At 67.8% G+C, this 12896-nt stretch carries 13 protein-coding genes; all 13 read left to right on the top strand.

Going from position 1 to position 12896, the window contains the following annotated elements; all coding sequences use genetic code 11:
- Positions 1-26: 26 nt before the first annotated feature.
- The 13 genes from ABD264_RS03120 (at position 27) to atpD (ending at position 12895) form a co-directional block, all read left to right on the top strand.
- Complete coding sequence (locus tag ABD264_RS03120) at positions 27-959, top strand: glycosyltransferase family protein (protein WP_144942473.1); 933 nt, start codon at positions 27-29, stop codon at positions 957-959.
- Positions 946-1806 carry a glycosyltransferase gene (locus ABD264_RS03115; protein ID WP_303105682.1) on the top strand — a complete coding sequence of 287 codons (861 nt, stop codon included), beginning with the start codon at positions 946-948 and terminating at the stop codon, positions 1804-1806. Before ABD264_RS03120 ends, ABD264_RS03115 begins: the two co-directional genes overlap by 14 nt.
- 28 nt (positions 1807-1834) lie before the next feature.
- The gene (locus ABD264_RS03110; protein WP_295107801.1) at positions 1835-3907 is read left to right on the top strand and encodes a polysaccharide biosynthesis protein; all 2073 of its coding nucleotides are present in this window, start codon (positions 1835-1837) and stop codon (positions 3905-3907) included.
- On the top strand, positions 3904-5076 hold the full coding sequence (locus ABD264_RS03105; RefSeq protein WP_313960150.1) for an MraY family glycosyltransferase: 1173 nt from the start codon (positions 3904-3906) through the stop codon (positions 5074-5076). Before ABD264_RS03110 ends, ABD264_RS03105 begins: the two co-directional genes overlap by 4 nt.
- Entirely contained in the window at positions 5073-5669 is a 597-nt protein-coding gene (locus tag ABD264_RS03100) for a hypothetical protein (RefSeq protein WP_344204115.1), read from the top strand. The genes ABD264_RS03105 and ABD264_RS03100 overlap by 4 nt, the downstream gene beginning before the upstream one ends.
- Positions 5666-6076, top strand: a complete 411-nt coding sequence (locus ABD264_RS03095) for an AtpZ/AtpI family protein (RefSeq protein WP_244944682.1) — start codon at positions 5666-5668, stop codon at positions 6074-6076. Before ABD264_RS03100 ends, ABD264_RS03095 begins: the two co-directional genes overlap by 4 nt.
- 30 nt (positions 6077-6106) lie before the next feature.
- Positions 6107-6898 carry a F0F1 ATP synthase subunit A gene (gene atpB, locus ABD264_RS03090; RefSeq protein ID WP_058954379.1) on the top strand — a complete coding sequence of 264 codons (792 nt, stop codon included), beginning with the start codon at positions 6107-6109 and terminating at the stop codon, positions 6896-6898.
- Between the two features lie 112 nt (positions 6899-7010).
- Positions 7011-7211, top strand: a complete 201-nt coding sequence (gene atpE / locus ABD264_RS03085) for an ATP synthase F0 subunit C (protein WP_035964663.1) — start codon at positions 7011-7013, stop codon at positions 7209-7211.
- Positions 7212-7257: 46 nt separating this feature from the next.
- Entirely contained in the window at positions 7258-7809 is a 552-nt protein-coding gene (locus ABD264_RS03080) for a F0F1 ATP synthase subunit B (RefSeq protein ID WP_055084922.1), read from the top strand.
- Entirely contained in the window at positions 7809-8621 is an 813-nt protein-coding gene (locus ABD264_RS03075; protein ID WP_344204106.1) for a F0F1 ATP synthase subunit delta, read from the top strand. Before ABD264_RS03080 ends, ABD264_RS03075 begins: the two co-directional genes overlap by 1 nt.
- A 171-nt stretch (positions 8622-8792) precedes the next feature.
- Positions 8793-10418 (top strand): F0F1 ATP synthase subunit alpha, encoded by a 1626-nt coding sequence (gene atpA, locus ABD264_RS03070; RefSeq protein WP_144942477.1) that lies wholly within the window; start codon positions 8793-8795, stop codon positions 10416-10418.
- A gap of 58 nt (positions 10419-10476) precedes the next feature.
- A complete protein-coding gene (locus tag ABD264_RS03065; protein ID WP_344204103.1) occupies positions 10477-11388 on the top strand; it encodes a F0F1 ATP synthase subunit gamma in 912 nt (303 codons plus the stop codon).
- A 40-nt stretch (positions 11389-11428) separates the two neighbouring features.
- Positions 11429-12895 carry a F0F1 ATP synthase subunit beta gene (gene atpD, locus ABD264_RS03060; protein WP_144942479.1) on the top strand — a complete coding sequence of 489 codons (1467 nt, stop codon included), beginning with the start codon at positions 11429-11431 and terminating at the stop codon, positions 12893-12895.
- Position 12896 lies beyond the last annotated feature (1 nt).

Genomic DNA, 12896 nt, shown 5'->3' with positions numbered 1-12896 from the left:
CACACGACCAGATCGCCGGGGGCGTCATGACGGAAACCTACCCGAGGGCCGTGGCCCCCACGAACCCCATCGTGAGTGTTGCCTGCGTCACGCAGGACAGGCCGCGGGATGTGGCGGTGCTGATCGACGGGCTGCGCTCACAGACCGATCCCGTGGCGAGCCTGTGCCTCGTGGACGCTGGACGCACCGCACTGGACGAGGCCGCCCTGCGCGAGCAGATCGGGGGGGCTTTCGAGCTGCACTACCGCCGCTCCGTGGCGAACCTGGGGGGCGCCGGCGGCTTCTCCCTGGCCATCCTCACGGCCCTGGCCAGCGGAGCGGAGCAGGTCTGGCTCATGGACGACGATGCCCACCCGGAGGACCCCGACTGCCTGCGCGTGCTGCGCACGGCCGCCCGTGAGCGCGGTCTCGCCGTGGTCTCGCCCCTGATCGTGGCACCGCAAAACCACGAACTCCTCTCCTTCCCGTTCCGCCTCGACGGCGGGATCACGCACCGGCGCGAGGACCTTGTTCCGCTGGGTTTCATCGACTCGTACGCCAACTTCTTCAACGGGGCCCTCATGGATGAGTCCGTCTTCTTCCGTGTGGGCCTGCCGGACCTGAAGCTGTTCCTGCGCGGGGACGAGGTGGACTTCCTGGTGCGCCTGCGCAAGAGCGGGCTGCCGTTCGGCACCGTGACCACCGCCGCCGTCTCCCACCCGCCGGGCTGGGACGAGGAGCACGTGGTGATCCCCGGAAGGCTCCAGGTGCTGATCCCCCCGGGCGAGTTCAAGCAGCGCCACTTCTTCCGCAACCGCGGCTACGTCTCGTGGCGCTACAAGCGGTTCGTGCAGCTGGGCGCGGACGTGATCGGCTACCCGGCGCACTATCTCAAGAACCGGGACCTCGAAGGCCTGCGCACGTGGGTGCGGCTCTACGGCAACGGCATACGCGGACGTGGTTTCGGTGGCCCTCGCTGAGCCGCTGACCCCGTCCGAGCTGCCCGCGCGCTTCTCCCTGCTGCTGCCCGTGTACGCGGGGGACACACCCGAGCGCCTGCGCCGGGCGGTCGAGTCAAACACGGTGGAGCAGACCCGGCCCCCCGCCGAAGTCGTGGTCGTCCAGGACGGCCCTGTGCCGCCTGAGCTCCACGCCGAGCTCGAGCGTCTCGAGCGCGGGTGCCCGGTTCCCGTGCGCCTCGTACGCATCCCCGAGAACCACGGGCTCGCCCACGCACTGCGCACGGCTCTGCCCAGCTGCTCGTACGACGTCGTTGCGCGCGCGGACGCGGACGACGTCGCCTACCCTCGCCGCTTCGAGCTGCAGCTTCCGTTGATCGAGGCCGGCGCGGACCTCGTGGGGGCGTCGATGCACGAGATCGGCGACGACGAGGGCACGCCCCTGGCCCTGCGTGCGGCGCCCGTGGGGGCGCGGCGCATCATGGCGGTGAGCAGGCGCCGCAACCCCATCTCGCACCCCACCGTGGTGCTGCGCCGCAGTAGCGTGGAGCGCGTGGGCGGCTACGAGGACGCGCCGATGGCGGAGGACTACTGGCTGTGGGCACGCATGCTCCACGCGGGCGCGGACGTGCGCAATGTGGCCGAGCCGCTCGTGGGGTACCGGGTCTCCGCCGGCTCCTACGAACGCCGCGGCGGGTACAGCGTGCTCAGGGCGGAACTCGCGCTCCAGGCCCGGTTGCGGGCGCTTGGCCACGTGGGGTTCCTACAATGGGCAACGAACCTCACGGTGCGCGGCGGCTACCGGTTCGTGCCCGTCCGAGTGCGAGAAGCGGCCTACCGGCTCATGGTGGGTCACCGCAGCGGCTGATCCGCGCGCCCGAAAGGACTACGCCCCCATGCCCAACCCCCCGAGACCCACCACCCGAGGCGAGAAGCCCGTCGCGTGGCTGTGGATCCAGATGATCCTGGATTCCGCCGCGTGGATCGTGGCGCTGTGGGTGGCCGTCCTGCTGCGCTTCGAGCTCGACGTCGAGCTCGTCTCCGTGGGCGGTGTGGTGACCGCGTGCGTGGTGGCGGTGGCCCTGCAGCTGCTCTTGGGGTTCTCATTCGCCCTCTACAAGGGCCGGTACTCGTTCGGCAGCTTCGAGGAGGCCAAGCTGCTCGTGGTCGTCACGGTCATCGTGACGGCGCTGCTCGAGGGTGTGCTGCTCGTCTTCGGCGTCACGCTGCGGGTGCCGCGGTCGCTCGGTTTCATCGCCTTCCCCTTCGCGTGCCTGCTGATGGCCGCGTTGCGCTACCTGAAGCGGATGTACCAGGAGTCCACCGCCAAACCCGGGGACGAGGCCCAGCACGTGGTGATCTTCGGAGCAGGCGCCCTGGGCACGTTCCTGGTGCACCGCATGATGCAGGACCCCGCATCGGGCTTCCTGCCGGTGGCCCTGCTCGACGACGACCCGGCCAAGAAGCACCTGCGCATCTCCTCCGTTCCCGTCATGGGCACGCTGCACGACGCCGCATCCGTGCTGGAGCACACTCGCTCCGGTGTGCTGATCGTTGCGCTGGCGGACGCGGATCCCCGCACGATGCAGCGCGTGTCGGAGGCCGTGGAAGGCACCGGCACACGCGTGATGACCGTGCCCCCGCTGAGCGAGATGCTCGCCGGTGGGAACCAGGGCATGGACCTGCGCGACATCTCCATGGAGGACCTGATCGGCCGTCGGCCCGTGGACATCCATGTGGACGCCATCGCCGGCTACATCACCGGCAAGCGGGTACTTGTCACCGGCGCGGGCGGGTCCATCGGCTCCGAGCTGTGCCGTCAGCTGGTGGGCTTCGAGCCTGCTGAGCTGATCATGGTGGACCGGGACGAGACCGGATTGCAGGCCACCCAGATCTCCATCACCGGCCGCGGGCTTCTGGACGGCAAGGACACCGTGCTGTGCGACATCCGGGACGGGGACGCCCTGACCCGGGTGTTCCAGGAGCGCAGGCCACAGGTGGTGTTCCACGCGGCCGCGCTGAAGCACGTCTCCCTGCTGGAGCAGTATCCGGACGAGGCGTGGAAGACCAACGTGATGGGCTCCCTGAACGTGCTGGAGGCGGCGGCGTCGGTGGACGTGGACGTCTTCGTGAACGTCTCCACGGACAAGGCAGCAAACCCCACCACCGCGCTGGGCCACTCCAAGCGGGTCGCCGAGAAGCTCACGGCCTGGATGGGAGAGCAGACCGGCAGGCGCTACGCGTCCGTGCGATTCGGCAACGTCTTCGGCTCCCGCGGCTCCATGCTTCCCCTGTTCGCGGAGCAGATTCGGCAGGGTGGGCCGATCACCGTCACCCACCCGGACGCCACGCGCTACTTCATGACCATTCCTGAGGCCTGCCAGCTCGTGATCCAGGCCGGAGCGATCGCCCGCGGGGGAGAGGTGCTGATCCTGGACATGGGCGAGCCCGTGCGGATCATGGACATCGCCCAGCGGCTGCGGGCCATGTCCGGGCGGGAGGACATCGCCATCGAGATCACCGGGCTGCGCCACGGGGAGAAGCTGCATGAGGACCTGATCGGCACGGGGGAGACGGACGAGCGTCCCTTCCACCCCAAGATCTCCCATGCCAAGGCTGAACGTCTCGACCCCGCGAACCTGGACCGGCACGTGTGGAAGGTCCGCGGCGGCATGGTGTTCACGGGATCCATCCCCCAGGTTGTGGTGAGCACTCAGCCCAGGATCACGAGCTTCTCGGTGCCCCGCGCGGCGCGGTGCGTGTCCTCCCAAGAGGACGGGCGCGAGAGCGGGCACTCCTCGGCGGACACGCCGCGTGGTGCAACAGGCGGCGCCGTCGGGGCTTCCTCGGCGAGCCCTGATGGCAAGGGCGGCCATGCCGGCGACGGCGCGGGCCGGGTCCCGCAGCCACCCGCTGATCCGCACACCCCGGGGTTGAGCGTCCGAGACAACGAGGGGCACCGGGCATGAGCGCCGTGCTCACGGGCCTCCTCGCCCCCGCGCCAGCAGTGCTGGCGTTGACCGCGTCGTCGCCGGGCGCTGCCACCGTGCCGCGTGCCGCGCAGCTGCCGGCCATGGCCGAGCCCGGCGCGGTGACGGGCGGGGACGCGTTGTCGATGCTTCTGGGGCTGGCGCCCTGGACGCTGCTCCTGGCCTTCGTGCTCTCTGCGGTGCTTCCCTTCACGGTGAAGCCGTGGCTGACCCGCTGGGGGGTCGTCGACATCCCTTCGGACCGCTCCTCACACTCGAAACCCGTGCTGCGCGGCATGGGGCTCGCTGTGGCTGTCTCGCTCGTGCTCACCTACGGGACCTGCCTGCTGACCGGCCTGATTCCGGTGGACCGCTCGGTGGCCGTGGTGGTGCTCGCGATGACCCTGGCCCCGGCGGCCCTGGGCTGGGCGGAGGACTACCACGGCGTCTCCATCGGCATGCGCCTCGGCGCACAGGCTCTCGTGGGCGCCGTCGGCACGGCGGCGTTGATCGTCACCCTGGGCGTGCCCGCGTGGTGGTGGCCCGTGGGCGTCGTCGCGACCGTCGCGTACATCAACATCGCCAACTTCATGGACGGCATCAACGGGATCTCAGGTCTGCACGGCGGGGCCGTGGGGCTGCTCTACGCGTGGGCGGGTGCGGCCAACGGGATGCCCTGGATGGTCTGCGCCGGTCTTGCCCTGGCCGGAGCGTTCCTCGGGTTCCTGCCCTGGAACCTGGGACGCGGCACGGTCTTCCTGGGCGACGTCGGGTCCTACGTCCTCGGTGGCGCCATCGCGGCCATCGCGATCGCCGCCTTCCTCTCGGGTGTGTACGTGGAATACCTGCTGCCCCCGCTCCTCGTCTACCTCGCGGACACGGCCGTGACGCTGGTGCTGCGCATTCGTCGCGGCGAGGTCTGGTACAAGCCGCACCGTCAGCACGTCTACCAGCGCCTCACGGACGTGGGACTGTCCCACGTCCAGTCCTCGCTGGTGGTCACGGCGGCCACGGTGCTAGTCAGTCTGATCTCGTTGTACGGGCTGCGGGCGGACGGCACGGGCTCGGCGATCGCAGGCCTCGCCGTGGTGCTCGTCATCGTGGTGTACCTCGGCTCCCCGCAGTTGTTCTCGCGGCTCCAAAGGGTGAGGGGCGGGGCCGCATCGTGACGACTCGCCCAGAGACCGGGCGCGCCGGGGAGGACATCCCTCGTGCCGCCACCGACACGGCATCCTCCGTTGCCCCGCCAGCCGCGTCAACGATCCCGCAGTCCTACGGCCCGGGCGTGCGCCGCAGCTCCTTGGCCTGCCTCGGCCTCGGGGCGCTCCTCGTGCTGGTGGCCGGCCTGGGAACCTCCGACACGCTGCGCTCCGTCGTGCTCGGCGCGGGCCTGGTGGCCCTCAGCTCGAGTGCCACGGTGCTTGTTGCGGCGCAGATGTACCGGGTGGCCCCCGCAGCCACGGCCCCTGCGCTCGCGGCCCTCTACCTGCTCAAGGTGCTTGTCCTGGGATGGGTGCTGCTCGTGGTGGGCGCCCCCGGATGGTTGGCCTCGCGGGCCTTCGCCGTGACGGTGCTGGCCTGCCTCGTGCTCGCGACTGCCGTCTTCGCGCTGCTCGTGCGGCGCGTCACCGCCGGCATGACGCCCCGCTCCGAGCTCGCGCTGCCAGACGCCGATGGCGGCGCGAACCGGCCCCTGGGGGGCCTCCCAGGGAACAGGGACGCCACCGTCGGATCTCACCACCACGAGAGCGAGACGCCATGACCGCGACACCGGACCAGCCCGGCTCTCCGGGACCCACCGACCCGGACACTGACGGGTCTGCTGCCGACCGGCTCCGCAAGGCGTCCCACCGCTACCGAGACGCCGCGCGTGGGGAGACCCTGCAGACTGCGGGGGAGCTGGTCGAGGAGGGCGGTCTCGGCGGAGGACTCGCCGTGTTGCTCTACATAGTGGTCGGTGCGGTGTTATGGAGTTTGGTAGGCTGGTTCTTGGATCACCTGCTGGGAACACGGTGGATTGTGATCGCGGGTGCCGTCTTCGGCGCGTCCGCCGGGGTGTACCTCGGCTACCTCCACATGAGGGACGCCTTGAACCGCAGCCAACCCCCGCAGAAGACCACGTCGGAGACAAGGAAGTCATCTGAACCGGGCCACCGGCCCGGAGCATGACCGGTCTGGATACCGCAGAAAGGACCCGTATTGAACCCCGCCCTGAGGATTCCGGCCGAATTCGTGGCCCCTTCCACGGAAGACGCCCATCTTCCCCCGTTCTTCGAACTCGGGTCCCTCGCCTTCGGCAAGCAGTCTCTGCTGATCCTTCTGTCGGTGGTTCTGATCGCCGGCTTCTTCATGTTTGTGATCCGCCGCCGGGCCATGGTGCCCTCCAAGGGCCAGTACGTGGGCGAGATGGGCTACGGCCTGGTTCGCAACCACCTGGGTCGGGACATCATCGGGGAGAAGGACTTCCGGCCCTACGTGCCGCTGCTGTTCAGCTTCTTCTTCTTCATCCTGGTCAACAATCTCTTCGGGTCGATCCCCCTGCTCCAGCTTCCCACGCTGTCGCACCCGGGTTCCGCCTACGTGCTGGCCGCCATTGCCTACGTCGTGTGGGTCGGTGTCGGCATCAAACGTCACGGTCTCGGCCACTTCATGGTCAAGATGACCATGCCGCCGGACGTGCCCAAAGTCCTCTACGTGATCCTGATCCCGCTCGAGTTCCTCTCGAACATGATCATCCGTCCGGTGACGCACGCGCTGCGTGTGTTCGCCACGATGTTCGCGGGTCACATGGCCATCATGGTCGCAGCTGCGTTCATGGCGTACCTCGCCACCGAGGTGGGCGGCGTGCTCGGCATCGCCGGCTCGGCCTTCGGCCTCGTGCTGGGACTGTTCATCTACTTCCTGGAGGTTCTGATCCAGATCCTGCAGGCCTACATCTTCACCCTGCTGTTCGCCGTGTACGTACAGGGCGCACTGCAGGAGGGGCACTAGCCCCACGAAGGAGCGCCGCCTCCGGGCCGCTCATCTGACCATCGTCCGTTCACGGTTCTCGTAACGGCTCCACCGCTCGCTCCTGCGGGCACCCAGAAAGGAAACATCCACAATGGAAGGTTCGCTTAGCGTCATTGGCTACGGTCTTGCTGCCATCGGCGGTGGTATCGGTGTGGGGCTCATCTTCGCTGCCTACATGCAGTCCGTCGCTCGCCAGCCCGAGTCCCAGCGCGTGATCCAGCCGATGCTGTTTATGGGCTTCGCCGTGGTCGAGGCCCTCGCCATTCTGGGCTTCGTCCTGGCGTTGCTCTGAGGCGCCCCTCAGAACACGCCCTAACTAGAGAACAGGAATCGCGCTCATGAACGCACTGGTGTTGGCAGCCGAGGAGGCGAAGAGTCCTCTCTTCCCCGACGGCTGGGAAATGCTGATCACCTTCATCGGGTTCGTGATTCTGCTCTTCATCGCGTTCAAGTTCATCGTCCCGGCGTTCGAGAAGGTCTATAAGGACCGGGCGGACGCCATCGAGGGTGGACTTGCCAAGGCGAAGGCCGCTCAGGCCGAGGCCAAGGCAGCACGCGACGAGTACAACCAGCAGCTCGAAAGTGCCCGGCTCGAGGCCCAGAAGATCCGTGAGGAAGCTCGCTCAGAGGGCGAGAAGATCCTGGCGGACTTCAAGGATCGCGCCAACCTGGAATCCGCGCGGATCACCGAGAACGCCCACAAGGCCATCGAGGCCGAGCGTGCGGCGGCCGTGGTGTCCCTGCGGGACGAGGTCGGCACTCTGGCAACGCAGCTCGCGTCCAAGATCGTCGGGGAGTCCTTGAACGACGACGACCGCGCCAACCGCGTGGTCGATCGCTTCCTGGCTGACCTGGACGCCGAGCAAGGCCGTACGGGAGCTGCACGGTAATGGCAGAAGCATCGAACGAACCCTACCGACCCCTCACAGTGGACGTGGACCGCTGGGCCGGGGCCGCGAGCACCGGGATCACGAAGCAGCTCTTCGAGATCCTGCACATCGTGGACGCCAACGGCCCACTGCGCCGGGCACTCACGGACCCCTCGCGCTCCGCAGAGGACCGTGCCCGCCTCGTGCACACGCTGTTCGACGGCCGGGCCAACGACGTCGCCGTGGACATCGTCGCGGAACTCGCCTCCCAGCGAAGCGCCACCGAGCGCCAGCTGGGGGACGGGATCGAGCGGACGGCCGTGCAGCTCGCAGCCGCGGCCGCCGAGAACCGTGGCGGTGTCGACGCTCTCGAGGCGCTCGTGGACGAACTCATCGGGTTCAAGTCCATGCTGGAGCGCTCCGCCGAGCTGCAGCGCGCGTTCTCGGACGCGCGTGCGAGTGCCGAGGCCAAGGTGACCCTTGCCCGACGTCTTATGGCGCCGGGGTCCGAGGAGGCCGCACTGCTCGTGGAACGCGCGGTCAGCGAACCGCGCGGCTCGCTGCCCGGGCGGCTGCTCGAGCACTTCGCCCAGTGGGTCGCGGACCGGCAGCATCGTTGGATCGCCCGCGTGCAGACGGCTCGGCCGCTGCGCGAGGACCAGCTGGCGAAGCTGCGGGACGCGCTGAACCGCCTGTACGGACGGGATCTCAAACTGACCACGGAGACCTCTCCGTCGCTGGTGGGGGGTCTGCGCGTGCAGGTGGGCGAGGAGATCATCGACGGCTCGGTCACCCACCGGCTGGATCAGCTGCAGCAGCGGATCGCGGCCTGATCCTCTCGTGGAGCGAGGATCGCGGGGAGTCGGTCGATGCCGGCATCTCGTCGCGTTGCCTCCACGGGCGGCCCACGCGGCTGCACGGCGATGGGGCAACGCATCGCGACAAGAACAAGCCTGGTCATTGCTCACGCGATGATCACACGACGTAGAGAGCAGGGACAGCAGATGGCCGATGTGACCATCAATGCCGACGAGATCCGTAGCGCGCTGAACGATTTCGCCGCGTCCTACGATCCCGGCAACGTGGAACGAGTAGAAGTAGGACGCGTGTCGTCCGCGGCAGACGGCATCGCCCATGTGGAGGGCCTTCCCTCCGTCATGGCCAACGAGTTGCTCAAGTTCGAGAACGGGGTGCTGGGCCTGGCCCTGAACCTCGACACCCGCGACATCGGCGTCGTGGTCCTCGGCGACTTCCAGGGCATCGAGGAGGGCCAGGAGGTCCACCGCACCGGCGAGGTGCTCTCCGTGCCCGTGGGCGAGGGCTACCTCGGCCGCGTCGTGGATCCGCTCGGCGAGCCCCTCGACGACCTCGGGCCGGTCGCCACGGACGGCCGCCGCGAACTTGAGCTGCAGGCCCCCGGCGTGACCATGCGCAAGTCCGTGCACGAGCCGCTGCAGACCGGCATCAAGGCCATCGACGCCATGATCCCGATCGGTCGCGGCCAGCGTCAGCTGATCATCGGCGACCGCCAGACCGGAAAGACCGCCATCGCGGTGGACGCCATCCTGAACCAGCGCTCCAACTGGGAGTCCGGAGACGTCGAGAAGCAGGTCCGCTGCATCTACGTGGCGGTCGGCCAGAAGGCCTCCACCATCGCCGCTGTGCGCCAGACGCTGGAGGACAACGGTGCCCTGGACTACACGACCATCGTGGCGGCCCCGGCCTCGGAGTCCGCAGGTCTGAAGTACCTGGCTCCCTACGCCGGCTCGGCCATTGGCCAGCACTGGATGTACAACGGCAAGCACGTGCTGATCGTCTTCGACGACCTCTCCAAGCAGGCCGAGGCCTACCGTGCGGTGTCTCTGCTGCTGCGCCGTCCGCCGGGACGCGAGGCGTACCCCGGCGACGTGTTCTACCTGCACTCTCGCCTGCTCGAGCGCTGCGCCAAGCTCTCGGACGAGCTGGGCGCGGGCTCGATGACCGGTTTGCCCATCATCGAGACCAAGGCGAACGACGTCTCGGCGTTCATCCCCACCAACGTCATCTCCATCACCGATGGCCAGATCTTCCTCCAGTCGGACCTGTTCAACGCCAACCAGCGTCCCGCCGTGGACGTGGGCATCTCGGTGTCGCGCGTGGGCGGCGCCGCTCAGGTCAAGGCCATGAAGAAGGTCTCCGGCACGCTGAAGCTCGAGTTGGCGTCCTACCGCTCCATGCAAGCGTTCGCCATGTTTGCCTCGGACCTGGACGCCGCCTCCCGCCAGCAGCTGACCCGCGGTGAGCGTCTCATGGAGCTGCTCAAGCAGCCCCAGTACACGCCCTACCCCGTGGCGGACCAGGTCGTCTCGATCTGGGCCGGTACCACGGGCCAGCTCGACGACGTCGAGGTCGCCAACGTGTCCGAGTTCGAGCACGCGCTCCTGGACCAGGTGCGCCGCACGACCAACGTCATGGACTCGATCAACTCCACCGGCAAGCTCGAGGGCGACGCGATCGAGGCCCTGAAGACCGCGGTGGCCGAGGTCAAGCGTGACTTCCACGGTTCCAAGCACGGCATCGAGCCGGGCGTGGAGGAGCACGACAGCCTCGGCGCCACCGCTGTGAACCAGGAAACGATCGTCAAGAAGTAGCCGCTTCCGGTGGTGCGCCGGTCTTTGGCGCACCACCGCGGTGCTGAAAGGAAATTTCATGGGAGCGCAGATTCGGGTCTACCGACAGAAGATCGCATCCACGTCGTCGATGAAGAAGATCTTCAAGGCGATGGAGATGATTGCGACCTCGCGCATCAACAAGTCCCGGCAGAGCCTCGAAGGTGCGTACCCGTACGCCAACGCGCTGACCCGCGCGGTTTCCCAGATCGCCACGCAGCACAACATTACCCATCCCCTGACCACCGTTCCGGACGAGGTCCGGCGGGCGGCCGTCGTGGTCTTCACGTCGGACCGTGGGCTGGCGGGTTCCTACTCCTCCAACGTGCTCAAGCGCACGGAGGAGCTGCTGGAACTGTTGCGTTTGCAGGGCAAGGAGACCCGCGTGTACCTCGTGGGCCGCAAGGCCAAGGCGTACTTCGACTTCCGGCACCGCGACTACGACGACTTCTGGACGGGCAACACGGACAGCGCGAGCACCGAGCGCGCCGAGGAGCTCACCGAGCGTCTGATGAGCGACATCAACGCCCCCTACGAGGATGCAGGCGTGGACGAGGTCCTCCTCGTCTACACGCAGTTCAACTCCATGGTGAACCAGGAGCCGCGGGTGCTGCGCCTGCTGCCCCTGGAGGTCGTGGATGCGAACGACCTGGGCGATGAGGTCTCCCAGCGCTACGAGGCGCTGGAGGACACGCACAGCAACTTCGAGTTCGAGCCGAACCCGGAGGAGCTGTTCAACCAGATCCTTCCCAGGTATGTGAAGGCCCGCATCTACTCGGCACTGTGCCACGCGGCGTCGAGCGAGCTCGCGTCCCGCCAGCGCGCCATGAAGGCCGCGGGGGACAACGCCACCGAGCTCATCAAGAAGTACACGCGCCTGATGAACAACGCCCGCCAGGCGGAGATCACGACCGAGTTGACCGAAATCGTCAGTGGCGCCGAGGCCCTCTAGGCCCGCGCTGCCCATTGCCAGCCGAAACGAAGTGAGAGAAATGACTGCCACTATCAACGACCAGGCGACCCAGCCGGTCGCGGGGGGCGGCACCGGCCGCATCGCCCGCGTGATCGGACCCGTGGTCGACGTCGAGTTCCCCGAGAACCAGGTTCCGGACCTCTACAACGCGCTGACCGCTGACTACGACTTCAACGGCAAGCCGCGACGGATCACCTTCGAGACCGCCCAGCACCTCGGCTCCAACGTGGTGCGCGCGATCTCCCTGCAGCAGACCGACGGCCTGGTGCGCGGCACGCCCGTGCAGGACACCGGCGCCCCGATCTCCGTGCCCGTGGGCGAGGTGGTCAAGGGCCACATCTTCAACGTGCTCGGCGACTCCCTGGACTTGGCCACCTCCGAGCTGGACGTCCAGGAGCGCTGGCCCATCCACCGCAAGGCGCCGTCCTTCGCGGAGCTTGAGGGCAGCACCGAGATGATGGAGACCGGCATCAAGTCCATCGATCTCCTGACCCCCTACATCAAGGGTGGCAAGATCGGTCTGTTCGGCGGTGCCGGCGTGGGCAAGACGGTGCTCATCCAGGAGATGATCACCCGTGTGGCCCGCAACTTCGGCGGTACCTCGGTGTTCGCCGGCGTGGGCGAGCGCACCCGTGAGGGCAACGACCTGTGGGTCGAGATGGAGGAGGCCGGGGTTCTCAAGGACACCGCCCTCGTGTTCGGCCAGATGGACGAGCCGCCCGGAACGCGTCTGCGCGTGGCACTGACCGGTCTGACGATGGCGGAATACTTCCGCGACGTCATGAACCAGGACGTGCTGCTGTTCATCGACAACATCTTCCGCTTCACGCAGGCGGGCTCCGAGGTCTCAACGCTGCTGGGCCGCATCCCCTCCGCCGTGGGCTACCAGCCCACGCTGGCGGACGAGATGGGTGTCCTGCAGGAGCGCATCACCTCCACGCGCGGTCACTCCATCACGTCGATGCAGGCCATCTACGTGCCGGCGGACGACTACACGGACCCGGCTCCGGCCACCACGTTCGCGCACCTGGACGCCACCACGGAGCTCTCGCGTGAGATCGCCTCGCGCGGTCTGTACCCCGCGATCGATCCGCTGTCCTCCACCTCCCGTATCCTGGACCCGCAGTACGTGGGCCAGAAGCACTACGACGTGGCGACCCGCGTGAAGTCGATCCTGCAGGAGAACAAGGAACTGCAGGACATCATCGCGATCCTCGGCGTCGAGGAGCTCTCCGAGGAGCAGAAGGTCGTGGTCTCCCGCGCCCGTCGCATCGAGCAGTTCCTTTCCCAGAACACGTACACGGCGAAGCAGTTCACCGGTGTGGAAGGCTCCACGGTTCCCCTCGAGGAGACCATCGAGGCCTTTGGCAAGATCTGTGACGGGGAGCTGGACAATGTCCCGGAGCAGGCCTTCTACAACGTGGGCGGTCTGGACGACGTCATGCGGCGCTGGGACGAGATCAAGGCCGAGACGGGCGAGAAGTAGA

It is taken from the genome of Kocuria salsicia (assembly GCF_039532055.1).
In the GTDB taxonomy this organism is placed as follows: Bacteria; Actinomycetota; Actinomycetes; order Actinomycetales; family Micrococcaceae; genus Kocuria; species Kocuria salsicia.
The sequence above is the reverse complement of the archived record's forward strand: the minus strand, read 5'-3'. Positions and strand labels throughout refer to the sequence as shown.